Annotated in this window: 21 protein-coding genes and 4 pseudogenes; 13 read left to right on the forward strand and 12 right to left on the reverse strand. The window is 73.0% G+C overall.

Going from position 1 to position 24,425, the window contains the following annotated elements; all coding sequences use genetic code 11:
• Positions 1 to 5: 5 nt before the first annotated feature.
• Entirely contained in the window at positions 6 to 755 is a 750-nt protein-coding gene (locus tag A3IG_RS0127455) for an SDR family oxidoreductase (protein WP_018386795.1), read from the reverse strand.
• Between the two features lie 182 nt (positions 756 to 937).
• On the opposite strand from A3IG_RS0127455, the gene A3IG_RS0127460 reads away from it, so the two are divergent.
• The gene (locus A3IG_RS0127460) at positions 938 to 1,693 is read left to right on the forward strand and encodes a GntR family transcriptional regulator (RefSeq protein WP_018386796.1); all 756 of its coding nucleotides are present in this window, start codon (positions 938 to 940) and stop codon (positions 1,691 to 1,693) included.
• Positions 1,694 to 1,746: 53 nt separating this feature from the next.
• Here A3IG_RS0127460 and A3IG_RS0127465 read toward each other — a convergent pair whose 3' ends face one another.
• Positions 1,747 to 2,895: an ROK family transcriptional regulator gene (locus A3IG_RS0127465; protein WP_018386797.1), complete on the reverse strand. Its 1,149-nt coding sequence runs from the start codon at positions 2,893 to 2,895 to the stop codon at positions 1,747 to 1,749.
• Between the two features lie 469 nt (positions 2,896 to 3,364).
• Between A3IG_RS0127465 and A3IG_RS35915 the strand changes: the two are divergent.
• Both A3IG_RS35915 and A3IG_RS35920 read left to right on the forward strand, forming a co-directional pair.
• Positions 3,365 to 4,012, forward strand: a pseudogene (locus A3IG_RS35915) (SPFH domain-containing protein); the annotation flags it as partial.
• A 111-nt stretch (positions 4,013 to 4,123) separates the two neighbouring features.
• Positions 4,124 to 4,921, forward strand: a pseudogene (locus A3IG_RS35920) (serine/threonine-protein kinase); the annotation flags it as partial.
• Between the two features lie 426 nt (positions 4,922 to 5,347).
• On the opposite strand, the pseudogene A3IG_RS35585 reads toward A3IG_RS35920, so the two are convergent.
• The 7 genes and pseudogenes from A3IG_RS35585 to bioB form a co-directional block, all read right to left on the reverse strand.
• A pseudogene (locus tag A3IG_RS35585) lies at positions 5,348 to 5,511 on the reverse strand (uracil-DNA glycosylase family protein); the annotation flags it as partial.
• 83 nt (positions 5,512 to 5,594) lie between these two features.
• A complete protein-coding gene (gene purB, locus A3IG_RS0127475; RefSeq protein ID WP_018386799.1) occupies positions 5,595 to 7,028 on the reverse strand; it encodes an adenylosuccinate lyase in 1,434 nt (477 codons plus the stop codon).
• A gap of 46 nt (positions 7,029 to 7,074) precedes the next feature.
• The gene (locus tag A3IG_RS0127480) at positions 7,075 to 7,866 is read right to left on the reverse strand and encodes an SGNH/GDSL hydrolase family protein (protein WP_018386800.1); all 792 of its coding nucleotides are present in this window, start codon (positions 7,864 to 7,866) and stop codon (positions 7,075 to 7,077) included.
• Between the two features lie 44 nt (positions 7,867 to 7,910).
• A complete protein-coding gene (locus A3IG_RS0127485) occupies positions 7,911 to 8,693 on the reverse strand; it encodes an ABC transporter ATP-binding protein (RefSeq protein WP_018386801.1) in 783 nt (260 codons plus the stop codon).
• Positions 8,694 to 8,824: 131 nt separating this feature from the next.
• Positions 8,825 to 9,568, reverse strand: coding sequence for a dethiobiotin synthase (gene bioD / locus A3IG_RS0127490; RefSeq protein WP_018386802.1), 744 nt, complete (start codon positions 9,566 to 9,568; stop codon positions 8,825 to 8,827).
• A gap of 26 nt (positions 9,569 to 9,594) precedes the next feature.
• Positions 9,595 to 10,977: an adenosylmethionine--8-amino-7-oxononanoate transaminase gene (locus A3IG_RS0127495; RefSeq protein WP_018386803.1), complete on the reverse strand. Its 1,383-nt coding sequence runs from the start codon at positions 10,975 to 10,977 to the stop codon at positions 9,595 to 9,597.
• The gene (bioB, locus tag A3IG_RS0127500; RefSeq protein ID WP_018386804.1) at positions 10,970 to 12,145 is read right to left on the reverse strand and encodes a biotin synthase BioB; all 1,176 of its coding nucleotides are present in this window, start codon (positions 12,143 to 12,145) and stop codon (positions 10,970 to 10,972) included. The genes A3IG_RS0127495 and bioB overlap by 8 nt, the downstream gene beginning before the upstream one ends.
• Positions 12,146 to 12,296: 151 nt before the next feature.
• Between bioB and A3IG_RS0127505 the strand changes: the two genes are divergently transcribed.
• Positions 12,297 to 13,442 carry an 8-amino-7-oxononanoate synthase gene (locus A3IG_RS0127505; RefSeq protein WP_018386805.1) on the forward strand — a complete coding sequence of 382 codons (1,146 nt, stop codon included), beginning with the start codon at positions 12,297 to 12,299 and terminating at the stop codon, positions 13,440 to 13,442.
• Positions 13,443 to 13,597: 155 nt separating this feature from the next.
• Entirely contained in the window at positions 13,598 to 13,765 is a 168-nt protein-coding gene (locus tag A3IG_RS34450; protein ID WP_018386806.1) for a hypothetical protein, read from the forward strand.
• A 128-nt stretch (positions 13,766 to 13,893) separates the two neighbouring features.
• On the opposite strand, the gene A3IG_RS0127515 is transcribed toward A3IG_RS34450, so the two are convergent.
• Positions 13,894 to 14,526, reverse strand: coding sequence for an ATP-dependent Clp protease proteolytic subunit (locus tag A3IG_RS0127515; RefSeq protein WP_018386807.1), 633 nt, complete (start codon positions 14,524 to 14,526; stop codon positions 13,894 to 13,896).
• 155 nt (positions 14,527 to 14,681) lie between these two features.
• Between A3IG_RS0127515 and A3IG_RS0127520 the strand changes: the two genes are divergently transcribed.
• Positions 14,682 to 14,978: a type II toxin-antitoxin system Phd/YefM family antitoxin gene (locus A3IG_RS0127520; protein WP_026220733.1), complete on the forward strand. Its 297-nt coding sequence runs from the start codon at positions 14,682 to 14,684 to the stop codon at positions 14,976 to 14,978.
• Positions 14,979 to 14,987: 9 nt separating this feature from the next.
• Here the strand turns inward: A3IG_RS0127520 and A3IG_RS0127525 are convergent.
• Together A3IG_RS0127525 and A3IG_RS0127530 are read right to left on the reverse strand one after the other, a co-directional pair.
• Positions 14,988 to 16,040: pseudogene (locus A3IG_RS0127525) on the reverse strand (M28 family metallopeptidase); the annotation flags it as partial.
• A 291-nt stretch (positions 16,041 to 16,331) separates the two neighbouring features.
• Positions 16,332 to 17,423: an ABC transporter permease gene (locus A3IG_RS0127530; RefSeq protein WP_018386810.1), complete on the reverse strand. Its 1,092-nt coding sequence runs from the start codon at positions 17,421 to 17,423 to the stop codon at positions 16,332 to 16,334.
• Between the two features lie 90 nt (positions 17,424 to 17,513).
• Here A3IG_RS0127530 and A3IG_RS0127535 point away from each other — a divergent pair, with 90 nt between their 5' ends.
• From A3IG_RS0127535 to A3IG_RS0127565, 7 genes are all read left to right on the forward strand, one after another.
• Positions 17,514 to 18,131, forward strand: coding sequence for a TetR/AcrR family transcriptional regulator (locus A3IG_RS0127535; RefSeq protein WP_018386811.1), 618 nt, complete (start codon positions 17,514 to 17,516; stop codon positions 18,129 to 18,131).
• A gap of 5 nt (positions 18,132 to 18,136) precedes the next feature.
• Positions 18,137 to 18,439, forward strand: coding sequence for an urease subunit gamma (locus tag A3IG_RS0127540; RefSeq protein WP_040912489.1), 303 nt, complete (start codon positions 18,137 to 18,139; stop codon positions 18,437 to 18,439).
• A 5-nt stretch (positions 18,440 to 18,444) separates the two neighbouring features.
• The gene (gene ureB, locus A3IG_RS0127545; RefSeq protein ID WP_018386813.1) at positions 18,445 to 18,741 is read left to right on the forward strand and encodes an urease subunit beta; all 297 of its coding nucleotides are present in this window, start codon (positions 18,445 to 18,447) and stop codon (positions 18,739 to 18,741) included.
• On the forward strand, positions 18,738 to 20,423 hold the full coding sequence (locus tag A3IG_RS0127550) for an amidohydrolase family protein (RefSeq protein WP_018386814.1): 1,686 nt from the start codon (positions 18,738 to 18,740) through the stop codon (positions 20,421 to 20,423). The genes ureB and A3IG_RS0127550 overlap by 4 nt, the downstream gene beginning before the upstream one ends.
• 313 nt (positions 20,424 to 20,736) lie before the next feature.
• Positions 20,737 to 22,566, forward strand: a complete 1,830-nt coding sequence (locus tag A3IG_RS0127555; protein ID WP_018386815.1) for an ABC transporter ATP-binding protein — start codon at positions 20,737 to 20,739, stop codon at positions 22,564 to 22,566.
• A gap of 180 nt (positions 22,567 to 22,746) precedes the next feature.
• Positions 22,747 to 23,085: a hypothetical protein gene (locus A3IG_RS0127560; protein WP_018386816.1), complete on the forward strand. Its 339-nt coding sequence runs from the start codon at positions 22,747 to 22,749 to the stop codon at positions 23,083 to 23,085.
• Between the two features lie 3 nt (positions 23,086 to 23,088).
• Positions 23,089 to 24,417, forward strand: a complete 1,329-nt coding sequence (locus A3IG_RS0127565) for a hypothetical protein (protein ID WP_018386817.1) — start codon at positions 23,089 to 23,091, stop codon at positions 24,415 to 24,417.
• Positions 24,418 to 24,425: the final 8 nt, after the last annotated feature.

Below are 24,425 nucleotides of genomic sequence, written 5' to 3' on the forward strand. Positions count from 1 at the left end.
CCCGGTCAGAGCCCCCCGGCGACCCGCAGCACCGCGCCCGTGGCGTACGACGCCTCCGGGGACATCAGCCAGGCGACCGCCGCGGCGATCTCGTCCGGTTCCCCGGCCCGTCGCATCGGCACGGCCGGGGCCTTCCGCTCCGGTCGGTCCGGGTCGCCCATGGCACGGTGGATGTCGGTGTGGACGAGACCGGGCTGGACGGAGTTGACCCGGATGCCCTCCGTCGCCAGCTCCTTGGAGAGCCCCACCGTCATCGCGTCCACCGCCGCCTTGCTCGCCGCGTAGTGCACGTACTCCCCGGGGCTGCCCAGCGTGGCCGCCCCGGAGGAGACGTTCACGATGGCGCCGCCCCGGCCGCCCCGCCGGGTGCTCATCTCCCGGGCGGCCCGGCGCGCGCACAGCAGCGCGCCGACGACGTTGACCTGCACCACGTTGCGCATGGTCCCCGGGGCGGTCTCGGTGAACCGGCCCAGGGGACCGGTGATCCCCGCGTTGTTCACCAGGCCGGTCACCGGGCCGAGCTCGGCGACCACCACGTCGAAGAGGTGGTCCACATCCGCCTCGACGGCCACGTCGGCGCGGACCGTGACGCACCGCCCGCCGTTCGCCCGCACCTCCCGGGCCACCGCCTCGGCGGCCTGACGGTCGTCGCGGTAACCGATGCCCACCGCGTGCCCGGCCGCGGCCAGCCGGCGGGTGACCGCCGCCCCGATGCCGCGGCTGCCACCGGTGACCACTGTGATCTCGTTGTCCACCAGCCTGACGGTAGCCCATCGCCCGTGTCCGTCGGACGCCTGGCGTTCGCCGAGGTCAGGGCGGGGTCGACGCCCCCGGGGGCATTGGTCTTGACCAACGACCGCGCGCGCCCTACTGTCCCCCATAGTGCAGGGTCCTTTAATAAACAAGGCACGAAAACCGAGGCGTAGCAGGGGGACAGGTGGCGAGGACGCGGCCGGCGGCGGCGCAGGAGCCCAAGTACTGGCATCTGAAGACCGTCCTCAACGACGCCCTGGAGACCGACTTCGCCGTCGGTGAGGTACTGCCCAACGAGCGGGAGCTCGCCGCTCGCTTCGGAGTGGCCCGGGCGACCCTGCGCCAGGCCCTGGACCAGCTCGAGCTCGAGGGCCGGTTGCAGCGGCGCCGCGGAGTGGGCACCACTGTCGCCGGCCCCCGCGTCGGCGTCCCGGTGGCCCGCCAGCACCACGGCTGGCCGGGCTCCGCGCACGACTCCTGGCGCACCACGGACTGCGCGGAGGAGCCGGCGCCGCCCGCCGTGGCCACGATGCTCGCCGTCCCGGCGAACGAGACGGTGTACACCCTGCGCCGGCTCCGCATGATGGGCGAGCAGACCGTCGGCACCGAGGAGCTCTACATCCCCAGGAGGACCGTCCCCGGGATCTCCGGGTTCCTCGCCGCCGGGGGCAGGGCCCGGGTGGTGCTGCGCGAGCTCCAGGGCCTGCGACTCCAGGGTGAGCCCCGCTCGGTGGAGCTGGGGGTGGCCGGGGCCGAGGACGCCAGGCAGCTCGACCGACTCCCCGGTTCCCCGGTGCTCGTCGTCACCACCCGCTACGTCAGCGAGGAACGCGTCGCGGCGGTGGCCATCTCCACCTACCGGGCCGACACCTGCCGGCTGACCTTCGACGGGTCCGGCGAGGTCGAGGTCACGCCGTACGACACCCGTCAGGCGTCCTGACCCGAGCCCCGCCGGAACACCCTCCGCCCTTCCCGGTGGGACCGCCGGGGTGCTCAGGGAGCGGCCGCGCCGACCGCGGAGAACCGCTCCTCCACGTGGTCAAGCGCGAGGCGCAACGCCCCGGTGGTGATCGCCGCGTCCCCCAGCGCCGACAGCTCCACCCGGGGCGGACGCAGACAGCAGCGGGCGAGTCGGGTGCGCAGTGGCTCCAGCACGTCGTCCAGGCCCGCCGCCCAGCCGCCGACCACCACCACCTCCGGATCGAGGGCGACGACCAGCGCGCCCACGTCCTGCACCAGGCGGCCCACGAACCGGTCCACGGCGCTCCCGGCCACCGGATCGCCCTCCCGGGCCAGCCGGAACACCTCGGTCACGGCGTTCTCGTCCAGCGGGTGCAGGGGCTGGCCGGTGGTGGACAGCAGCCGCTCCGGGGTCGCCCCGAGCCCCAGCAGGTGCAGGGCGCCGATCTCCCCGGCGGCGCCGCCGTGGCCGCGGTGGATCCTCCCGTTGATCAGGGAGCCGGCCCCGGGGCTCAGCCCGGCCAGCACGAACACCAGGTCGTCCGAGCCGGCCGCGGCGCCCTTCCAGCGCTCGGCGACCGCGGCCAGGTTGGCGTCGTTCTCCACCAGCACAGGACAGGGGAAGGCCCCGCGCAGTCGCTCGCCCAACGGCAGCTCCGTCCAGCCGGGGAGCGCCGTGCACAGCCGCACCGTCCCGTTCGCCTCGACGATCCCCGGCGTGCCCACCCCCACCGCGCGGAGGGTGTCCCGGGCCACCCCGGCCCGCTGGAGCAGCTCGGTCACCACCTGGTCGAGCAGGCCCAGCCGGTCCTCCGCGGAGGCCGACTCGGCCACCTGCCTGGTGTGCGAGCCCAGCAGGCGTCCACTGAGGTCGGACAGCAGGGTGTGGACCCGGTGCACACCGACCTCGACACCGAGCAGGTGCCCGGACTCGGCGTGGAAGCGGTAGCGGCGAGCGGGGCGCCCCTGCCGGCGGTTGTCCTGCGGCTCCGGCTCGACCTCCACGACCAGGCCGGCCTCGACGAGACCGTCCACCGCGCCCTCCACCGTGGGGCGGGACAGGCCGGTCATGCCGACCAGCTCGGTCAGGCTGGAGTGCCGCGTCCCGCGCAGCGCACGCAGGACAACCGCGGAGTTGATCCGCCGCAGCAGGGACGGATCTCCGCCGGTGAGCTGTCCCAACGTCCGACCCTCCCAGCGTTGGCTGGTGACATGTCCCAATGGTGTTCGGTGCGCGGTGCCCGTGCGGAGCCTACCGCCGCGTGCGGGGCGCGGCGAGATGACCGGACCCCTCCGGGACCCACCGCGGGCACGCCCCGGGGCCGCGCCCCGGCGAGCGCGAGCCACGTCGGGCGCAGCCGAAGCACCTTCTCGGTGAGCGCCCTGCCCCCCTCGATGAACTCCTCGGGTGAGAGCTCGTCGGCCCGCGGTCGCCCGGCGCAGACGTTGGTCAGGCCCAGGCCCAGGCCGAGACCGACCAGTTCGCCCTGCTCGTCCGATCGCATCAGCAGGGGGTGAAGCCAGAGCGGTGCATATGTACCCGACCTTCTGTCCACGAACTCAAGCCCACTCACGGGGTGGATCTGGAAGACTCCTGCGCGGTACCTAGCTGACATCAGTCCAGGGACGCTTGAGGGGGCAGGGAGCCGCTGTGGAATGGATCTCCATCGTTTTGATCATTCTGGTGGTGCTGGTCCTCATCACCTTGGTCAAGGCGATCCATGTCATTCCGCAGGGCAGCGCCGCCATCGTGGAACGTTTCGGCCGCTACACCCGCACCCTCAACGCTGGCCTGAGCATCGTTGTCCCGTTCATCGACAAGGTCGGCGACCGCATCGACCTCCGTGAGCAGGTCGTCCCCTTCCCATCGCAGCTCGCGATCATCCAGGACAACCTGGTCGTTGATATCGACACCGTCGTCTACTACCAGGTGACCGATGTCCGCGCTGCGACCTACGAAGTCGCCAGCTACATCCAGGCGATCGAGCAGCTCACTGTCACCACGCTACGCAGCGTCGTCGGTGGCATGAACCTCGAACGAACCCTCACCTCGCGGGAGGAAATCAACGCGACCCTGCGCGGCGTCCTCGACGAGGCCACCGGCAAGTGGGGCATCCGCGTCAACCGCGTCGAACTCAAGGGCATCTTGCCGCCCACTTCCATCCAGGACTCGATGGAGAAGCAGATGCGCGCCGATCGTGACAAGCGCACCGCGATCCTCACCGCCGAAGGCGAGAGGCATGCCGCGCTGTTGAAAGCGGAAACCGAACGCGACGTGGCCACCATCCTCGCTGGAGGGAGCGGAGCGATGCGCGGGATACCGCAGTCGCCCGTCCAGGCCGGTCCCACACCTGGACATCAGCCGTTGCTGCAGGACGATCCTCGCCGCGTCGGCCGTTACCACCTGACGGCTCGGCTGGGCCAAGGGGGGATGGGGACGGTCTATCTCGGCCAGTCCCCCGGGCAGCGCCTGGTCGCGGTCAAAGTCATCCGGTCGGAGTTCGCTACGGACCCAACATTCCGAAAGCGGTTCGCCCGCGAGATCGAAGCCGTACGCCGTGTCGGCGGCTTCCACACCGCGCCAGTGGTTGATGCCGACCCCCACGGCGACCCGCCCTGGCTGGCGACCGAGTACATCCCCGGCCCGTCACTGCACGACGTCCTCGGGCAGCAGGGTGCCCTTCCCCCAAGGACCCTGCAGACCCTCGCTGTCGGTATCGCCGAAACGCTCGAAGGCATCCACGCCCGCGACATCATCCACCGCGACCTCAAACCCAGCAACATCATCATCTCTAGCTCAGGTCCTCGCATCATCGACTTCGGCGTCGCCCGAGCCCTCGACGGCACCGCACTTACCCGTACCAACTACGTCATCGGCACACAGGGGTTCCTCGCTCCGGAACAGCTCACCGGTGCGTCGATCACGCCTGCCGCGGATCTCTACGCCTTCGGCATGGTGCTGTGCCATGCCGCGGGAGCCACGCCGCTCACCGGCAGTGAATCCCTTGAGTCCGCCCTCAGTCTGTTGCCCTCTCGGTTCGTCGGCGTTATCACCCGGTGCCTCGATCATGACCCGAGCCACCGTCCGACGCCCACCGAGGTGCTCGAACTGCTCTCCCAGAACGATGCATCATCCGAAGACTGGCTGCCGATTCCGGTACGCACGATGGTCGACCTGTACAACGCCCCTACTGTCTCGGCACCTTGAGCCAAGTATGTGCTCGACACCTCCAGTTCAGAGAAGCCTGCATCGCCCGATGCTTCAGATCAATCCGAAAATGCTCGCGTGTCCGGATGAATTGGAGGAAGATCTTCAGGCCAGGTGAAAGAGGGCGGAGAGCGAGAAGTGGCTCGGTGAGTCGACGGCATCACCTGACATTGACGTTCCTGCGCGCCAAGCGTGACGAAGCCCAACGGTTCCACCGCCGTGGCCCTGTCGATCTTGGCTTGCCGCACCCACGGCCTCCGGAGGCATGATGACCACCTCAACCAACCTGCCAACACCCCAGCCGTGCAGACGCTACCCGGGCACCGGACTCGTGATGCCTACTGTCGACCAAGCTCGTTGAGCAGGCCCACAGCTCAACTCATTCTGGAACGATCAGTAAGTCGTCACTCGTCCGGGTGAAGTGCATAGGTGCAGGGTCGGCCAGAACCGGTTGCCCCGCCGGGCGAAGTGGTGGCCGGTGGCCGCGGACCACAGACCGGTGTTGATCCCGCAGAACAGCACCCGGAGCCCGGGGCCAGGACGTCGGGGATGACCTGGTCACGGGCCGCGGCCAGCACCTCGGGGCCCATCCGCCGGCGCGTCCCGACCCGCGAGGACGTCCGGGGGCGACCGGCAGGGCCGGACCCGGAGGTGGCATCGCTGACCGCGTCGGTCACAAGATGGCCCCCGGCACGTACCTGGAGGCCTCCGGGTGGCTGGCGGTGACCTGCTCGATCCGCTCCAGCACGGCCGCGACCTGCGCCGCCGCGGCACCGGTGAACGACAGTCGGTCCGCCATCAGCGCGCCCAGGGCGGACCGGTCCAGCGGGATGCGGTCGTCCTCGGCGAGCCGGTCCAACAGCTCGTTGTGCTGGACGCCCTTCTCCCGCATCGCCAGCGCGGAGGCCACCGCGTGCTCCTTGATCACCTCGTGGGCCTCCTCCCGGCCCACCCCGGCCCGCACCGCGGCCATGAGGACCTTGGTGGTGGCCAGGAACGGCAGGTACCGGTCGAGCTCCCTGGCGATCACGGCCGGGAACGCCCCGAACTCGTCGAGGACCGTCAGGAACGTCTCCAGCAGGCCGTCCAGCGCGAAGAAGGCGTCCGGGAGCGCGACCCGGCGCACCACGGAGCAGGAGACGTCACCCTCGTTCCACTGGTCCCCGGCGAGCTCCCCGGCCATCGAGGCGTAGCCCCGCAGCACCACGGCGAGGCCGTTGACCCGTTCGCAGGAGCGGGTGTTCATCTTGTGCGGCATCGCCGAAGAACCCACCTGGCCCGGCTGGAAACCCTCGGTGACCAGCTCGTGCCCGGCCATCAGCCGGATCGTCCTGGCGATCCCGGACGGGGCGGCGGCGAGCTGCACCAGGGCGCTCAACACGTCGAAGTCCAGGGAACGCGGATAGACCTGGCCCACCGAGGTCAGGGTCCGGGCGAAGCCGAGGTGCTCGGCCACCCTGCGCTCGAGCTCGGCGAGCCGCCCCAGGTCCCCGTCGAGGAGGTCCAGCATGTCCTGGGCGGTGCCGACCGGACCCTTGACGCCGCGCAGCGGATAGCGGTCGATCAGCTCGGTGAGCCGTTCGAACGCCACGAGCAGCTCGTCGGCGCCGGTCGCGAACCGCTTGCCCAGGGTGGTCGCCTGCGCCGCCACGTTGTGCGACCGGCCCGCCATCACCACCTCGGCGTGCTCGGCGGCGAGGCACCCGAGCCGGGCGAGGACCGCCACCACCCGGTCCCGCACGTGCTCCAGGGACAGCTTGACCTGCAACTGCTCGACGTTCTCGGTCAGGTCCCGGGAGGTCATGCCCTTGTGCACCTGCTCGTGGCCGGCCAGGGCGTTGAACTCCTCGATGCGGGCCTTGACGTCGTGGCGGGTGACCCTCTCCCGCTCCGCGATCGAGTCCAGGTCGACGGCCTCGACGACGCGTTCGTAGTCGGCGACCGCACCGTCCGGCACCGTCACCCCGAGGTCCGCCTGTGCGCGCAGGACGGCCAGCCACAGGCGGCGCTCGAGGACCACCTTGTGCTCGGGGGACCACAGGGTGATGAGCTCGGCCGAGGCGTAACGGCTGGCCAGGACGTTCGGGATGCGGGGCTTTGAGGTCACGGGCGTCCAGTGTAGTGCCGCTCCGACGCAGGTCAGGGCAGGGTGGTCAGACCGAGGCCGGTCCGCTGGTCCACGGCTCGAGGTCGGCGCGCTTGGCGGCCCGCCCGTCCCCGGAGGAGCGACCGGTGAGCCGGCGGCCGATCCACGGCCCGAGGTAGACCCGTGCCCAGCGCAGGTCGGCCCGCCGCTGGTCGGCCCACGAGGCGGACCCCGCGGGCGGCAGCGGCGCCGTCCAGTCGAACGACGGCGGGTAGCCCAGGGCCCGCAGGGTGGCCTCGGCCACCCTGCGGTGGCCCTCGGTGTTCAGGTGCAGCCGGTCCTCCGCCCAGAGCCGGGGGTCGTCGAAGACACGGACCCCGAACAGGTCGACCACCACCGCGTCGTGCCGTCGGGCGAGGTCGTCGAGGAGCGCGTGCAGCCGCTCCACCCGGGGGAGCAGCCGCGCGCTGCCCCGCATCCGACGGGTGGGGTCCGTGCTGCGGAAGAGCACCAGTTGCCGGGTGGTGGGGGCGAGCGTCTCCGCCGCCTCCTCCAGCCGGGCACACACCAGGCCCACGTCGCACTTGGGCCGCAACACGTCGTTGATCCCACCGACCAGGGAGACCAGGTCGGCGTTCATCGCCGCGGCGACGGGGACCTGCTCGGCCGCGATCTGGCCGATCAGCTTGCCCCGCACGGCGAGGTTCGCGTAGCGGAAACCGGGGGCCCGCCCGGCCAGCCGGGCGGCGACGAGATCGGCCCAGCCGCGGTACGAGCCGTCGGGACCCTGGTCCGACATGCCCTCGGTGAACGAGTCCCCGAGTGCGACGAAACTGGTGAACGGGGTTGCCTTCTCCATGACCTGCCGATCTTACGACGCGGGCCGGCGCCCGTGCAGCGGGTTCAGCTTCCCCTGACCCGGTCGAACCGCTTCATCCGGTCCAGCACCGCCGCCGCGGTGGGCCGGGGCATCTCGTCCACGATCCGTCCGTCGGCGAGGAACAGCACCAGGTCGGCGTGGGCCGCCGCGGCCGGGTCGTGGGTGACCATCACCACCGTCTGCCGCAGCTCGTCCACCGCGCCGCGCAGGAACGCCAGCACCTCGGCGCTGGACCGCGAGTCGAGGTTCCCGGTGGGCTCGTCGGCGAAGACCAGCTCCGGGCGGGACGCCAACGCCCGGGCGCACGCCACCCGTTGCTGCTGGCCGCCGGAGAGCTGACCGGGGCGGTGGCGCAGCCGGTCGCGCAGGCCCAGGGTGTCGATGACCTGGTCCAGCCATCCCTGGTCGGGCCTGCGGCCCGCGATGTCCATGGGCAGGGTGATGTTCTCCGCCGCGGTCAGCGTCGGCAGCAGGTTGAACGACTGGAACACGAAACCGATCCGGTCCCGCCGCAGCCGGGTGAGGCGTCGCTCGTTGAGCGCGGTGATCTCGGTGTCACCGACCCAGACCCGGCCGCTGGTGACCGAGTCAAGGCCGGCCAGGCAGTGCATCAGGGTGGACTTGCCCGACCCGGACGGCCCCATGATGGCGGTGAACCGGCCCCGGGCCAGGCCCACGTCCACCGAGTCCAGCGCCACCACCCGCGTCTCGCCCTGACCGTAGGACTTGGTCAGGGCCTCCGCCCGGGCCGCCGCCGGCGCGTCGGGGACGAGGCCGAAGGTACGGCTGTGCGCGGGTGTCGCCACGGTTCCTCCCAGGGTCGGGCTGGCTGACCGGTGCCGCTCCGAGGATAGGGGGGTGTGACGTGGGGAACATCAGCCCGGGGGACCAGGGTGTCCCGGGCGGGTCGTACTCAGGAACGACACGGACCGGAGGCTCACCCGCGCCGCGGCGCGGGACCGGGCGGCGGGCCGTGCTCGCCGAGGAACGCCTCCCCGTCCCACGTCCCGAACAACTCCCCGGCCAGCCACCCCGGGGCCGCGCTCCGGAAGGCCTCCGGGGCCAGGGCCCCCGCACCCGCCGGCACGGAGCCCAGCAGCGGGGCACGCCCGACCACCGGCAGGTCGGCCAGGTTGCAGCGGCAGGCCAGGTCCGGGTGGGCCGGCCAACTCCCGATCACCGTGCCCAGGGGGGACACCCCGCGCCCGCGCAGCACCTCGGTGGTCAACGCCACCGCGTTCAGGGTGCCCAGGCCCGCCGCGGCCACCACGAGCACCGGGGCGCCCAGTTCGGCGGCGACGTCGGCCAGTGTCCCCGCGTCGTCGTCGAGGTGGACCAGCAGCCCGCCCGCGCCCTCCACCAGCACCAGGTCGTGCTCGACGGCCAGCTTCCGCACGGCGACCGCCACGTCCCCGGGCCGTACCGCGGCGAGCCCCGCCCGGCGGGCGGCGGTGTTCGGCGCCAGCGGCTCCGGGAAGCGCGCCAACTCCCCCGTGGTGACGCCCCCGGCGAGCCGGGCCACCTCCTCGGCGTCCCCGGGCTCGCCGCCGAGCACCCCGGTCTGCGCCGCCTTCAGCACCGCCACCCGCCGGCCGGCCGCCGCCGCGGCCGCGGCCACCGCGGCGGTCACCACCGTCTTCCCCATCTCCGTGCCGGTGCCCGACACCACCAGGACGTCCATGCCGTTGATCGCCTCCCTCGCTGATCTCAACCCTGCTCGGCGCCCGCCACGACCGCCCGGCAGAGCACGGCGAGGTCCTCGTCACCGGTCACGTAGGGCGGCATCGTGTAGACGAGGTCCCGGAACGGCCGCAGCCACGCCCCGTGCCGGGCCGCCGCGGCGGTGGCCGCCGGGAGGTCCACCTCGTGGTCGAGCTGTACCACCCCGATCCCGCCGAGCACCCGCACCTCGCGCACCCCCGGCAGGTCCCTGGCCGGCGCGAGCCCGGCCTCGAGCCCCGCCTGGAGCCGCCGCACCTCGGCCCGCCAGTCCCGGGTGAGCAGCAGCTCCACCGACGCGTTGGCCACCGCGCAGGCCAGGGGGTTCCCCATGAACGTCGGTCCGTGGGCCAGCACCGGCACGGCACCCCGGGAGATCCCCCGGGCCACCCGCGAGGTGCACAGCGTCGCGGCCAGGCTCAGGTATCCGCCCGTCAGCGCCTTCCCCAGGCACAGCACGTCGGGGCTGACCCCGGCGTGGTCGGCGGCGAACAGCTCCCCGGTGCGCCCGAAACCCGTGGCGATCTCGTCGAAGACCAGCAGGACCCCGTGCCGGTCGCACAGTTCCCGAAGTGCCCGCAGGTAGTGCGGGGAGTGGAAGCGCATCCCGCCCGCGCCCTGCACCACCGGCTCCACCACCACCGCGGCCAGCTCCGGCGCGTGCCGCTCCAGCAACGCGTCCAGGTGCGCGACGTAGTCGGGGTCGGGGTCGGCGGCGAAGCCGGCCGGGGGGCGGTCCGCGAAGACCTGCCGGGGAAGCACCCCCGTCCACAGGTGGTGCATCCCCCCGTCCGGGTCGCACACCGCCATGGGCTGCCAGGTGTCCCCGTGGTAGCCCCCGCGCCAGGTCAGCAACCTGGTCTTGTCCGGCCGCCCCACCGAGCGCCAGTACTGCAGGCACATCTTCACCGCGACCTCGACGGACACCGAACCGGAGTCGGCGAGGAACACGTGCCGCAGCGGCTCCGGTGTCAGCTCCACCAGCGTCGTGGCCAGGCGCACCGCCGGCTCGTGGGTCAGCCCGCCGAACATCACGTGGCTCATCCGGTCGAGCTGGTCACTGACCGCGGCGTCCAGCACCGGGTGCCGGTACCCGTGGATCGCCGCCCACCAGGACGACATGCCGTCGATCAGCTCCCGCTGCCCGGCGAAGGGGGCGCCGAGGCGCAGGCGCACGCCGGAGGCGGACTCGACCAGGAGCGACTGCCGGCCGGGCATCGGACCGTAGGGGTGCCACACGTGCTCCCGGTCAAGCTCCAGGACCTGGTCGGGGGTGAGCGGTCGCCCGGTCCCGGGCGACCGCGGGGGCGCGGTCGCGAGCGGGGACGACCGGCGGGGGTGCGGGAGAGCGGGCGTCGGGGTCTCAGGCATTGGGTGCCAGGTCCGTCCCGGCTCCCCGGCGGCGCACCGCGACCAGGTCGGGACGGGCGACACCGGTCGCACCCGGCGCCGCTGCCGGCGCGTCCCCTTCGGCCGTGCCCGCGGCAACCTGCGTGTCCCCGTCCTGCCGGGGCGGGGACACCTGGTGCGGGGACACCCGGTGCGGGGGCAGGGTGACCTCGTCGCTGCCCTCCACGGTGAACCCGGCATCGGCGATCATGTCCAGGTCCGCCCGCCCGGCCTGTCCCTCACTCGTCAGGTAGTCACCCAGGAAGATCGAGTTCGCCAGGTGCAGGGCCAGTGGCTGGAGGGACCGCAGGTGCAGCTCCCGGCCGCCGGCGAGGCGCACCTCGACGTCCGGGAAGACGAACCGGGTCATGGCCAGGATGCGCAGGCACCGTTGCGGGGTCAGGTTCCACTCGCTGCCTAGCGGGGTGCCCTCGAACGGGATCAGGAAGTTCACCGGCACCGAGTCGGGGTCGAGCTCGCGCAGGGCGAACACCACGTCCACCAGGTCCTCGTCGGACTCGCCCATGCCGGCGATCAACCCCGAGCACGCCGAGAGCCCGGCTGCCCGGGCCTGCTGGACGGTGCTCACCCGGTCGCCGAAGTCGTGGGTGGTGCAGATGTCGCCGTAGGTGGCCTCGGAGGTGTTCAGGTTGTGGTTGTAGGCGTCCGCGCCGGCCTCCCGCAGCTTCCCGGCCTGTCCCTCGGAGAGCAGGCCAAGACAGGCGCACACCTCCACGCCCTCGTTCTGCTCCTTGATGGCGGCGATCGTCTTCGACACCCGCTCCACGTCCCGGTCGGTGGGGCCGCGGCCGGACGCCACCAGGCACACGCGCTTCGCTCCGCCGGCCACCCCGGCGCAGGCCACCGCCGCGGCCTCCTCGGGCTTCAACCAGCTGTACTTCAGGATCCCCGTGCTGGACCCCAACCGCTGTGAGCAGTACGAACAGTCCTCGGGGCACAACCCGGACTTGAGGTTGACCAGGTAGTTCAGCTTCACCCGGCGGCCGAACCAGTGGTTCCGCACCCTGCCGGCGGCGGCCACCACGTCCAGCGTCTCCGCGTCGGACGCGCCGAGCACCGCCAGCGCCTCCTCACGGGTCGGCGGCTGCCGGCGCAGTCCCTTGTCCACGAGCGTGTTCAACAGGTCCATGGCCTCAGATCCTACGGACCGGACAACCGGTCACCAGTGACGGAAAGAACAAGATCGCTTGATGGGCATGTGTACATCACGACAGTCCCAAGGTGGCTCGAGCCGCGCTACGTTGCCTGACGCAACCCCTGACGACCTCGAGGAACGAACCATGGCTGAGGGCCCCTTCGACTGGCTCGACGAGCACGCCTGGCGTCGCGGCCGAGCAGGTCTGACCAGGACCCTGCGACCGAGGGCCGCCGACTCCCCGGTGCTCGACCTGGCGAGCAACGACTACCTCGGACTCACCCGCCACCCGCGGGTCACCCAGGGGGCGGCCTCGGCCGCGCTGCGGTGGGGCGCCGGGGCCACCGGCTCCCGACTGGTCACCGGCACGACCGCGCTGCACGCCGAGCTCGAGGCGGACCTCGCCGCCTGGTGCGGGGCCGAGGCCGCGCTCGTCTTCTCCTCCGGGTACGCCGCCAACATGGCCGCCGTCACCACGCTGACCGGTCCCGGCGCCCTGCTGGTCTCCGACGCCGCCAACCACGCCTCGCTGATAGACGGCTGCCGACTGTCCCGGGCGACCACCGCCGTGGTGCCGCACGCCGACCCGGAGGCCGTGCGCAAGGAGTTGGCGGCGCACCCGGGACGGGCCGTGGTGGTCACCGACGGGGTGTTCTCCGTCAACGGTGACCTGGCGCCGCTGCGCGACCTGGCCGGGGTGTGCCGGCGGGCCGGGGCCGGGCTGCTGGTGGACGACGCCCACGGCCTCGGGGTGGTCGGGGAACGCGGCACCGGCGCGGTGGCCGCCGCCGGGCTCGCCGGGGCCCCGGACGTGGTGACCACCGCGGTGCTGTCCAAGGCCCTGGGCAGCCAGGGCGGAGTGGTGCTCGGCCCCGCCCGGGTGATCAGGCACCTGGTGGACAACGCCAGGACGTTCATCTTCGACACCGCCCTGGCGCCGGCCGCGGTCGGCGCCGCGCTGGCGGCGCTGCGCCTGCTCCGGGAGGAGCCGGAACGACCGGCCAGGGCGCGCGAGGTCGCCCGGGACCTGTCCGACCGGCTCGCCGCGGCCGGACTGCGGACCACGGTGCCGGCGGCGGCCGTGGTGTCGGTGCTCGCGCCGTCCCCGCAGTCCGCGGTGGAGTGGGCCGCCGACTGCCGGGCCCGCGGGGTGGCGGTGGGGTGTTTCCGGCCCCCTTCCGTGCCCGACGGCCTCTCCCGGCTGCGCCTGACCGCCCGCGCCGACCTGACGGATGATCAGATCGATCGTGCGGTGGCGGTGATCACCACCACCGCGCCGACGGCTCCCTGAAAGGCACCCGTTGGCCGGCCCCCCCGGCACGGCCGCTCGGGCCGACACCGCGCGAGCGGATGCGCCGAACCCCTCCACCGCCACCACGCCGGGTGGCAAGGTGAACGACCCGACCGTCAGTTCGACCGAACGCACACGGGTGGGAAGGGTGACGCATGGCAGTTCCGGAGGAGGCGTCCCTCACCCTGCCCACGGCCCCCGCGTCCGTCGCGCCCGCCGGACGCCACGTGCGGCAGACCCTCGAGGAGTGGGGGATGACCGGGGACACGGCGCCGCTCGACGCGGTGCGGCTGGTTGCCGCGCGTCGTCCTGCCCCGGACTGACCGCCCCTCCCGCCGTCCCGCGGGGCGCCACCCGTTCGTTGCTCCGCCAGCGGTCAGTGACGCGCCGATCAGCTCGCCCTCGGCGCGGGTGGGCGCCGGCAGCCGCGGAAGCCCGGGCACCACCGTGGTCACCCCAGTGGGTGGGTGGTCAGGCCCTTGCGGGAACGGGTCACCAGGTCCACCAACCCGAACTCGACGGCCTGCTCGGCGGTGAGGAACGTCTCCCGCTCGACGGCCTGGCTGATCTGCTCCGTGCTGCGCCCGGTGTGCCGGGCGAGCAGCTCCTCGAGCAGCCTCCGGGAGCGCTCGACCTCCCTGGCCTGGACCTCCAGGTCGCTGGCCTGCCCCTGGATCGGCTCCAGCAGTGCGGGCTGGTGGATGAGCATCCGGGAGCCGGGCAGGGCGAGCCGTTTGCCCGGGGTGCCCGCGGCCAGCAGCACGGCAGCGGCGGAGGCCGCCTGCCCCAGGCAGACCGTCTCGGTGTCGCAGGCGACGAACCGCATCGTGTCGTAGATGGACGTCATCGCTGTAAGTGAGCCCCCGGGCGAGTTGATATAGAGCGAGATGTCCTGGTCCGGGTCGTTGTGCTCCAGGTACATCAACTGGGCGATCACGTCGTTCGCGGCGGTGTCGTCGATCTGCGTGCCCAGGAAGATCACCCGTTCGGAGAGCAGCTTGGAGTACGGGTCCATCGTCCGGAACCCGCTGCTGGTGCGCTCGTGGAACTCGGGTAGGACGTATCGGGCGGTCGGTCGGATCATCGCTGCGCCTCAACTTCCGGTGGAAACCAGTAGGTCAGAACGCCCACGGGGTCGCAACTCGACGGCTGCGGCCCCGCCGCCCGTGGCAGCGCCCGGAGGATCGCGTACGGACGATGAAGAATGTGCAGAATGTACAGAAAGCTAGGATGGTGAGCATGACCTACGAGATCCCGGTGACGCAGGCCCGGGCCGAGTTCGCGGACCTGATCAACCGCGTCGTCTACGGCGGGGAACGGGTGGTGGTCACCCGCCACGGCAAGCCGATCGTCGCCCTGGTCGCCCCCGCGGAGCTGGAGCGGCTCGACGGGTCGGCGGAGTCGGTGGTCGGCACGGTGCCCGCCGGGGAACCGGGCGGACCCGCGTCCGGGGAGCGGCGCCGGTTCGGCATCGCCGCACACCACGACGGCCCGGACGCCGGTGGTGGGCGTCCGGGCCGTCAGGGGGCCGGCTGAGCGCGGTCAGCCGCCGCTCAGCGTCCACACCGCGTGGGCCAGCGCGTCGCTGTTGAGGTCCAGGGCGGTGTCGTTGATGTTGCTCGTGGTGTCGCAGGAGGAGTGGTAGCAGCGGTCGAAGGGCTGACCCGCGGTACCGCCCCACTTCTGTGCCTGGGCGGAGGTCTTCGTCCGGCTGGCTCCGGTGAACAGCCCGCCGACCGGTATCCCGACGTTCTTGAACGACGCGTGGTCCGAGCGGCCGTCGCCCTCGGTCTCGATCTCGGTGGGCACGCCCTTGGCGGTGAACCAGTTCTTGAACACCGCCTCGATCGTCGGGTCGTCGTCGTAGACGAAGTACCCCGGGTTCGGCGAGCCGATCATGTCGAAGTTCAGGTAGGCGTCGATCTGCGACCGCTGGGTGCTGCTCAGGGACGAGACGTAGTGCTGGGAGCCCACCATGCCCAGTTCCTCGGCGCCCCACCAGCCGAAGCGGATGTGCTGGTCGGGCTGGAGGCCGGCCCGGGACACGGCGAGCGCGGTCTCCAGCACCGCGGCCGAGCCGGAGCCGTTGTCGTTGATGCCGGGTCCACTGGTCACCGAGTCCAGGTGGGCGCCGGCCATCACCACGCGGTTGGTGTCCCCGCCGGGCCAGTCGGCGATCAGGTTGTACCCGACGGAGCCGAAGTAGCTGAACTGCTGCACGGTGGTGGTGTAGCCGGCCGCGTCCAGCTTGGCCTTCACGTAGTCCAGCGAGGCCCGGTAACCGGCGCGGCCGTGGGCGCGGTTGCCGCCGTTCGCGGTGGCTATCGACTGGAGTTGGGTCAGGTGGCTCTTGACGTTGGCTATCGGTATGTCCGGTGCGGCGGCGGCCCTGCTCGGCGGTGCCGCGGTGGCCGGGACGGAGGACGCCAGCAGGGCGGCGGTCAGGGCGCCGGCCGCGGCGGCGGCGACGGCGGCCCGGCGTCGAACTGGCCTGCGGCGGGAGGGGTCGAGGGCGGATCGGGACACGATGGGCTCCGAGAGGTGCGAGGACGGGGGGCTGACGCCGCGCGGTGAGGCCGGGTCGGTGCTCGTCGGCATTGCGGGGCCCGTTGCCGTGGGGCGGGTGATGACTCCGGGTCCCCCGGGCGGCTTTGACGTGAACATGATGCTGCCGCCGGGGTGTGGGGCGTCAAGGGCGGATATCGGACACGACGTTCCGCTTTCCGGAGCGTGTCTGGGGCCGCGCGGTGCCCGCCCCCTCGTCGCGCCGGTGCTCGTGGGGGACGGCCCGGCCCGCGGCCCCACCCGGTGCGCGGACGTGGGTGGTGGACAGCACGCCGCCGCCCGCGTCCGGGGACCGGAACGCGGGCGGCGGGAGTGGGGGCAGGGTCAGCCGACCGGCTGGGTGTGCGGGTTGCCGGGAGCCGTCGGGGTCTGCTGGTCGGCCGTGGCGACCTGGGTGGCCCGGGTGGGAGGCGTTCGCGTGGTGGGCGTGGGGGCGGGCGTGGCCGCGGCGCGCCGGGCGTGCGGGCGCAGCGCGCCCAGGACGATCGCGGCGAGGCCGAGCACCGACCAGGCGGTCAGGACGAGGCTGGGGCCGAGGGCCGCGTTGCCGTCGAAGAAGGACACGCTGCGCAGCAGGCTGCCGCCCGCCCCCGGGGGGAGGAGCTGACCGATCAGCCCGGCCGGCCGGGGGAGGAGCTCCGGCGCCGAGGGCACCCCGGAGAAGGGGTTGCCGAGCAGTACCACCAGCACCGCGCCCAGGCCCAGACCGGGGTGGCCGAGCAGGGCCGCGCACCCCGCCACCAGGGCGGCGCCGGCCAGCACGGTCAGGGACACCGAGCCGGCCACCGCCCACCAGTTGCCGGGCAGGATCTCCAGCCAACTGCTGGTCATGGCGGCGCTCACCGCGCCGATCAGCGCGGACGCGGCGAACAGGGCGGCGACGGAGCGACGGGCGCCCAGTCGTCCCATCGCGACCAGGAGCCCGGTGGCGACGGCGGCCAGGGCCAACGGCAGGACGCTGGCGCTCAACGCGCTGCCCCTGGGGTCGGAAGCCGGGGCCGGCACCACGTCCTCGACCTGCGGCGGGGCGTTCGGCGGCGTCTGGGAGGCGACGGCGTCGCGGAGCAACTGGGCGACCGCCGGGCTCGCCGCTGACGCGGTCAGCAGCCGGGGGCCGCGCGGGGTGGTGACGACGGCGCCGTAGACATCGCGGTGCACGATCGCCCTCCGGGCGGCGGCCTCGTCAGCGAAACGGTGGACGTCGAAGGCGTCCCCGTGCTGCTCGAGCTGCTGCTGGACGGGGGCGGCGGCCTCGGCGGGGCCGGCCACCCCGACCGGCAGGTCCCGCGGTGCGGTGCGTGCGGCGGGCCAGGCGAACGCCCACAGGGCGAACGCGACCAGCACCGGCACCATCACCACGACGGCCACGGCGCGCCGGGTGGAGCTTGGGGGAGGGGGCATGGCGTTCTCTCTCATAAAGCGAATGCTCGTTCTTTTTGGTGGGATCACTGTGGTGTCGGGTCCCCACCCTTGTCAAGAATGAACATTCGTTTTATGATTAACGACATGGCTCGTACCTCCCAGGCCCACCTCGACGCGCGTCGCCGCCAGATCCTCGACGGGGCCCGGCGCGCCTTCACCCTCAACGGCTTCCACGCCACATCGATGCAGGACGTGCTCCGGGAGGTCGACCTGTCCGCGGGGGCCGTCTACCGCTACTTCCGGGGGAAGGAAGAGATCATCGCTGCCATCGCCATGGAGACCCTGGGCGACGTCAGGACCGCCTTCGACGCCGTCCTGGCCGCGGACCCCACCCCGCCGCTGGACGAGATCCTCGGCCGGGTGCTGTGGCAGGTCGGGTCCACGGGGGAGCCGGGGGAGGCGCGCGCCAGGGCCCGGCTGATCCTCCAGGTGTGGAGCGAGACCCTGCGCAACGCCGAGCTCGCCGCCGCCCTGGAGCGGGGGTTCACCGAGATGGCCGGCGCCTGGCAGGGGCTGGTGGAGAGCTACCAGCGGTCAGGGAGGATACGGGCCGACATCCCCGCCGAGCAGGTGGCGCGCACCCTGCTCGGGCTGGTCCAGGGCTACCTGTCCCAGCAGGCGCTGTTCGACGAGGTCACCCCGGAGGTGTTCCAGAACGGCCTACGGGCCCTGATGTCCGCGGGCGCGGCGAACGTACAGTGAACGCCATGGACTTGACCCCGCGCGAGCAGGAGCTCTTACTCGTCCACGTCGCGGCCGACGTCGCGCTGCGCCGCCGGGCCAGGGGCCTGCGGCTCAACCACCCGGAAGCGGTCGCCGTGCTCACCGCCCACCTGCTGGAGGGGGTCAGGGACGGCCGGACCGCCGCGGAGCTCGCGGAGTCCGGCCGCGCCGTGCTCACCCGTGACGACGTGCTGGAGGGAGTGCCCGAGATGATCCCCGAGGTGCGGGTGGAGGCCACCTTCCCCGACGGCGCCCACCTGGTCACCGTCCACCGGCCGATCGGCTGACCGCCGTGGTCCCCGGGGAGGTCCTGGCCGGCACCGAGCCCGTGCCGCTGAACGCCGGGCGCGAGCCCGTGCGGCTCACCGTGCGCAACACCGCGCGGCATCCCGTGCTGGTCGGTTCCCACCATCCCTTCGCCGAGGTCAACGCCGAGCTGGAGTTCGACCGCGGCTCCGCGCGGGGGCTGCGGTTGCACGTCCCGGCCGGCACCACCGTCCGGTTCGACCCCGGGGTCGAGCTCGAGGTGGACCTGGTGCCCTTCGGCGGGTTACGGCCACCGCGGGGGACCGGGGGTGTGTCCTCATGACCGGGATCGAGCGGCGGAACTACACCGAGCTGTACGGCCCCACCGTGGGCGACCGGATCAGGCTCGCCGACACCGACCTGCTGATCCAGGTCGAGCGGGACCTGTGCGGCGGCCCGGGCAGGGCGGGTGACGAGGCGCTCCTCGGGCCGGGCGGCACGCTCCGCGAGCCGCTGGGCCAGGCCAGGGTGACCCGCGCGGAGGGCGCGCCGGACACCGTGATCACCGGGGTCGTGGTCCTGGACCACTGGGGCGTGGTCAAGGCCGACGTCGGCATCCGCAACGGCCGGATCGCCGCCCTGGCCAAGGCGGGCAACCCCGACACCATGGACCGGGTCCACCCCGGGCTGGTGATCGGCCCGGAGACGGAAGTGATCAGCGGCAACGGGCAGATCCTCACCGCGGGAGCCATCGACACCGGGACCCACCTGGTCCACCCCCGGGTCGTGGGGGACGCCCTGGCCGCGGGGGTCACCACACTCGTCGGTGGCGGTACCGGTCCCGCCGACGGCACCGTGACCACCGGCGTCACCCCCGGCCCCTGGCACCTGGCCGGGATGCTCCAGGCGATGGAGGCGTTCCCGGTCAACATCGCCCTGCTCGGCCTGGGGAGCACCACGAGCGCCCAGTCGCTGCACACCCAGGTGCGGTCCGGGGCGGCCGGGTTCCGGGTCCACCCCGTCAGGGGGGTCACCCCCGCCGCCGTCGACGCCTGTCTGACCGTCTGCGACGCCACCGGCGTCCCCCTGCTGCTGCGCCCCGATCCGCGGAACGAGGCCGGGTCCCTCAGGGACACCGCGGACGCGGTCGCGGGGCGTGCCGTCCACGCCACCCTGGCCCCCGGTGTCGGTCACCCCCCGTTCCTCGACGCGCTCGTCCTGGCCGCCGAGCCCTGGGTGCTGCCCGGCTCGACCCTGGCCGCACGGCCGGGCTCCGGTCGTGCCGCGGGGGCGGGCCCGTCCCCGGCGCCGGAGGGCGGCCCCGCCGCGCCGGCGAAGGAGGCGCTGCTGGCGGCCGAGCGGGTGCTGCACGACCTGGGAGCGTTGTCGATCCTCTCCTCGGGCGGTGGCGTCCGGGGCCGGATCGGCGAACTGGTGCCGCGCGCCTGGCGGACCGCACACCTGATGCGGCGCCGGCGCGGAAGGCTGACCGGCGACGTCCGGGCCGACAACCACCGGGCCCGTCGCTACATCGCCAAGTACACCATCAACCCGGCGGTCGCCCACGGGCTCGACCGGGAGATCGGCTCGGTGCGCACCGGCAAGGTCGCCGACCTGGTGCTGTGGGACCCCGCCTGGTTCGGCGTCAGGCCCCGACTGGTCATCAAGGGCGGGCAGATCGTCCACGGCGGGCGGGACGCCCCCGGCCCCGGGGCGTCCACCACGCCGTCCGTCCCGTTCCACCCCGGGTTCGGCGCCGTGGGACGCGCCCCGGCAGACAACGCGTTGACGTTCGTCGCCCAGCCCGCCCTCGATGCCGGGCTCTCCGAGCGCCTCGGTCTCGGCAGGTCCTGCACCGTTCTCTGCGACACCCGCCGACGCGGCAAGGAGAACATGGCGGAGAACGCGGCCCTGCCCCGGATCGAGGTCCCCGCGGACGGCGGTGCCGTCCGGGTCGACGGCGAGGACGTGGAACCGGAGCCCCCCGGGGAACTCCCCATGTCGCGGCGGTACTTCCTGTTCTGACGGCACGACGGCACCCGTCGGCGCAGGACGGGGCGTCGAGGGGAGCGCCGAGGCGAGCCCCCGGGGGCGATCCGACGCCCCCCGCTCCCCGGAGCACACCCGCGTCACTCGTTCGGCTGAACGGTGGCGGGGACGTGGGGCGCCGTGTGGCCAGGCAGCGGTGTCAGCCGCGCTTCGACGGGACGCCCGGGGGATGCCGGACGCCGCCAGCCGCTGGATGTGCCGGGTCACTTCGGGGCAATGATGATGATGTGCTCCTGTGGGCCCGGAATGCCCGGGGCGTTGGCGGCGGGGCAGGGGAAGGGGACCGGTGATGGCTGAACGGCGGGTGCGCGTCCTGTGGTCCTCGGCGGCGTTCGCCGCCCGCCTGGCCTGGCTGTCCGACCGGCGGGCGGTGCTCCACGTGATCTCGGTGCAGGTCCTCCTGGCCGGCGCGATGGCCGGGGGACTTGTGGTGATGCAGAAGGTGTTCGGGTCGGTGCTGGCACACGGCCCCGCCGCGGCCGGGCGGTCGCCCGTGCTGGTGCCCGTGGTGATCGCACTCCTGGTGACGGGCGCCGCGGCCGGGGCCCTGCGGCTGTCCGGAACGGCGCGGATGGCGGTGCTGACGGTGAAGGTGGACCGCCTGGCGGCGAGGATGGTGCTCGAGGCCGCAGCGGCGGCCGAATTGCCGCGGTTCGAGGAGCCGGACTTCCACGACCGTCTGCAGAGGGCGGTCTTCGCCGCACGCCGCCAGCCCGCCACGGCCGTCATCCTCCTCGTTACGGCCTTCCAGGCGGCCCTGACCGTGCTCGCGGTGGGAGGCGCGTTCCTGGTCATGGCCTGGTGGCTGTTCCCACTGGTGGTGTTCGGCGCCCTTCCCGCGATCAGGGCGGCGGGCGACGAACGCAGTGCCCACCACGACCTGCACCACGAGCTGTCGGAGAACCGGCGGCTGCGTGAGTACCTCGAACGGCTGCTCACCGGCCGGGGAGAGGCCAGGGAGATCCGGGCCCTGGACCTCGCAGGAGTCCTCACCGGGCGCTGGCAGGACCTGTACGCGCGCGAGATCCGGGACACCGAGGCCCTGGTGAGGGTCCACGCCCGCCGTCGGATGGCCGCCCAGGCCTCCGGCATGGCGGTGACGTGCGTGGCGGTCGGCGCCCTGTGGTGGATGGCCAGCCGTCACCTGCTGTCCGCGCCGCTCGCCGGAGCTGCCGTGGCGGGGGTGTGGCTGCTGTCGGTGCGGCTCAACACGTTCGCGGGCATGCTCAGCGGTATCGGCGACAGCCTGCTGCGCCTCACCGACCTGAAGACCTTCGCCGCCCCCGCCCCGGCTCCCGGCACCCCGGGAACGGCGACCGCCCTGGTGCCCCAACAGAAGCCAGTGCGCGGGGACGGGTTCGGGTCGTTGCGCGCCGAGCGCCTGTGCTACACCTACCCCGGCGCGGACATCCCGGCGGTACGGGAGGTGAGCCTGGAGCTGGGGCCGGGACAGGTCGTGGCCCTGGTGGGGGTGAACGGCTCGGGCAAGACGACACTCGCCCACCTCCTGGCCGGGCTCTACCCGCCGGACAGCGGCCGCCTGCTGCACGACGGGGCCGCGATCACGGACCTCACAGCCCATCGTGAACGCACCGCGGTGGTCTTCCAGGACTTCACCCGCTACAAACTCCCCGCCCTGGACAACATCGCCTTCGGTCGCCCGCACGCCACCGCCGACCTTCGGCGCGTGCGGGAAGCGGCCAGGCGGGCCGGGGCACTCGACTTCCTCCAGGAGCTCCCGGAGGACCTGCACACCCCACTGGGCAAGGAGTTCGCCGGGGGCGCGGACCTGTCCGGCGGCCAGTGGCAACGTCTGGCCCTGGCCCGCGCCTTCTACCGCGACGCCCCCCTGGTCATCCTCGACGAGCCCACCGCGGCCCTCGACGCCCAGGCCGAGGAGCAGCTCTTCACCAGCCTGCGCCAGCTCTTCACCAGCCGCACGGTGGTACTGATCTCCCACCGCCTGCGCAGCGTCCGCCACGCCGACCGCATCTACGTCCTGCGAGCAGGCCGCGTCATCGAGCAGGGCAGCCACGACGCGCTCCTGCGCAAGGGCGGCCACTACGCGACCCTCTTCCGCACCCAGGCCAGCCCCTACCAGGACACCAGCGCCCCGTGACCCCGGCCGCCGTCGGTTCCCGCTCCCGTGGGACCGGAGGCGGGACGCCTCTCGCCTGACGGGCTCCGACGGTGGGAACCGGCCTCGTTTCCTCCCGCCCCACGTGGTGCCACCGTGGGTGGGACCACGGGCCGCGCGCCTCCCCCGCAGGTCAGCACCAGGACCACCCCAGGCCGAGGTGTGATCGTCGTACTGGTCGGGGGCCGGCGGGAACGGGGAACCACGGCCGAATCCGAGCCGTTTGAAGCCACCTCGGTCAGCCTCGCGAGTGACACCCCCCTCGACACCTCGTCAGGGGTCGCGCATCCTGCCCATATGGTCACTTACCTGCAAGAAACACCCGCCCCTGAGCTGGGCGCCGAAATGATCGCCGAGATCGAAGAGATCTTCACCGACACCTTCATCGCCCCCGTGGCCTGCAGGGTGCAGGGAGAAGGCTGCACAGGAGCCGTCGGGTGCTGCCCGGGCCTCGTGTGCGTGTCGACGAACGGCTTCAGCGGCTTCTGCCAGCAGCCGTAGCCGATGTTGCTGCCAGGGGTGGTCGTGGCCGAGCTGGGCGGTGGCGGGGTCCTGATGGACACCCGCAGACCCGCCGCGGCCTACCTCAGCCCGACCGCCCTTGGTTGGCTCCACGGACGCCCTCCCGCCGCGGAACACCGCGCCCAGCACGCACACTGCCTCACCCAGTGGCGCGCCATCGGCCTCGTCGCACCAGCCCACGGGGCCGCCGCTACCGCGGCGCACAGCGATCTGGAGGTGCGCGCCGCCGACTGCGCCGCGTCGGTGCCGCATCCGGTGCTCGTGGTGGCGATGGCCGCCACCTGCGCCTTCTGCGCCCAGTTGGCTGCCGACCTCGCGGCGAACAGCCGCAGCCTCTCCGAACTCGACGCCTCCGTGCTCCTGGTCGATGCCGATGGCACCCGCACGCTGGGCCGACCCCTGGCCGCACCAGCACACCGGTGCCTGACCCGACTCGGCCGCCACGCCGCGCACCGGGGTACCCCCACCGCCGTGCTGGTGGCCCCCGGCACGCCGGCGCGGGTACTCACCGGTTTCGACGAGGTCAGCCACGCCCTGATCACGCTCAGCGGCGCCGACGCGCGGGCCACGATCACCGAGGCGCCCACGAGCTGTTCGGTGAACGTTGCCGCCCAGCCCGTCGACGCGGTCCTGACCGCCCGGGTCAACGGCGTACGCCTGGGCATCGCGGTACGCGGCCAGGAGTCCCGCCAGATCACCGAGACCGCGACCGGCGGCATCCCCGACGACGGCTACACGCCCGTCACCCTCACCGTCGAGCGGCCCGGCACCTTCCACCTCCTCTTCCGCGGCGGCGAACTCCTCACCCGCGCCGCCACCCCCACCGCCCTGCACCAGACGCTCCAGGCCGTCCTCGCCGGCTACGGCCGCCACGCGTCCCCCGGGCGGGACGAGATCCCGCTGCTGTGCGGGGTCGTCGAGCACGAAGGACGGCAGGCGGTCCTCTTCCCCCGCACCTGGATGTCCGACCTCGTCAAACGCGCGCGACAGTTGGGCAACGCCGGTTGGCGCGTACGACCCGAGCCCTTCACCACGCTGCGGTCCGCCCCCGGCAGCGGCGTCCTCCACCTGCCCGACCCGGCCAGGCCCGGGCGGCCGGGCCCGGCGGTCACCGCGGTCCTCACCCAGGCTCCCCGGGCCGGTGCCCCACCAACCCGGGCCTGGCTGCTGGCATCCGTCGTCAACTGGATCGCCCGCCCGGCCACCACCGAGGCCATCCACACACTGGCGGCGTCCCTGCGGCCCCTGCCGGTGCACACGGGCACCTGGCAGGAAGCCCTCACCCACCTCACGGGACGCACCGGGCGGTGAGCGGCGCC

This window comes from Wenjunlia vitaminophila DSM 41686, assembly GCF_000380165.1.
Classification (GTDB): Bacteria; Actinomycetota; Actinomycetes; order Streptomycetales; family Streptomycetaceae; genus Wenjunlia; species Wenjunlia vitaminophila.

Coding starts and splice junctions, on each gene's coding strand:
- A3IG_RS0127480 (WP_018386800.1), bottom strand. CDS start 7,866: ATGGAGAAGGCAACCCCGTTCACCAGTTTCGTCGCACTCGGGGACTCG.
- bioD (WP_018386802.1), bottom strand. CDS start 9,568: ATGGACGTCCTGGTGGTGTCGGGCACCGGCACGGAGATGGGGAAGACG.
- A3IG_RS0127495 (WP_018386803.1), bottom strand. CDS start 10,977: ATGCCTGAGACCCCGACGCCCGCTCTCCCGCACCCCCGCCGGTCGTCC.
- bioB (WP_018386804.1), bottom strand. CDS start 12,145: ATGGACCTGTTGAACACGCTCGTGGACAAGGGACTGCGCCGGCAGCCG.
- A3IG_RS0127505 (WP_018386805.1), top strand. CDS start 12,297: ATGGCTGAGGGCCCCTTCGACTGGCTCGACGAGCACGCCTGGCGTCGC.
- A3IG_RS34450 (WP_018386806.1), top strand. CDS start 13,598: ATGGCAGTTCCGGAGGAGGCGTCCCTCACCCTGCCCACGGCCCCCGCG.
- A3IG_RS0127515 (WP_018386807.1), bottom strand. CDS start 14,526: ATGATCCGACCGACCGCCCGATACGTCCTACCCGAGTTCCACGAGCGC.
- A3IG_RS0127520 (WP_026220733.1), top strand. CDS start 14,682: ATGACCTACGAGATCCCGGTGACGCAGGCCCGGGCCGAGTTCGCGGAC.
- A3IG_RS0127530 (WP_018386810.1), bottom strand. CDS start 17,423: ATGAGAGAGAACGCCATGCCCCCTCCCCCAAGCTCCACCCGGCGCGCC.
- A3IG_RS0127535 (WP_018386811.1), top strand. CDS start 17,514: ATGGCTCGTACCTCCCAGGCCCACCTCGACGCGCGTCGCCGCCAGATC.
- A3IG_RS0127540 (WP_040912489.1), top strand. CDS start 18,137: ATGGACTTGACCCCGCGCGAGCAGGAGCTCTTACTCGTCCACGTCGCG.
- A3IG_RS0127550 (WP_018386814.1), top strand. CDS start 18,738: ATGACCGGGATCGAGCGGCGGAACTACACCGAGCTGTACGGCCCCACC.
- A3IG_RS0127555 (WP_018386815.1), top strand. CDS start 20,737: ATGGCTGAACGGCGGGTGCGCGTCCTGTGGTCCTCGGCGGCGTTCGCC.
- A3IG_RS0127565 (WP_018386817.1), top strand. CDS start 23,089: ATGTTGCTGCCAGGGGTGGTCGTGGCCGAGCTGGGCGGTGGCGGGGTC.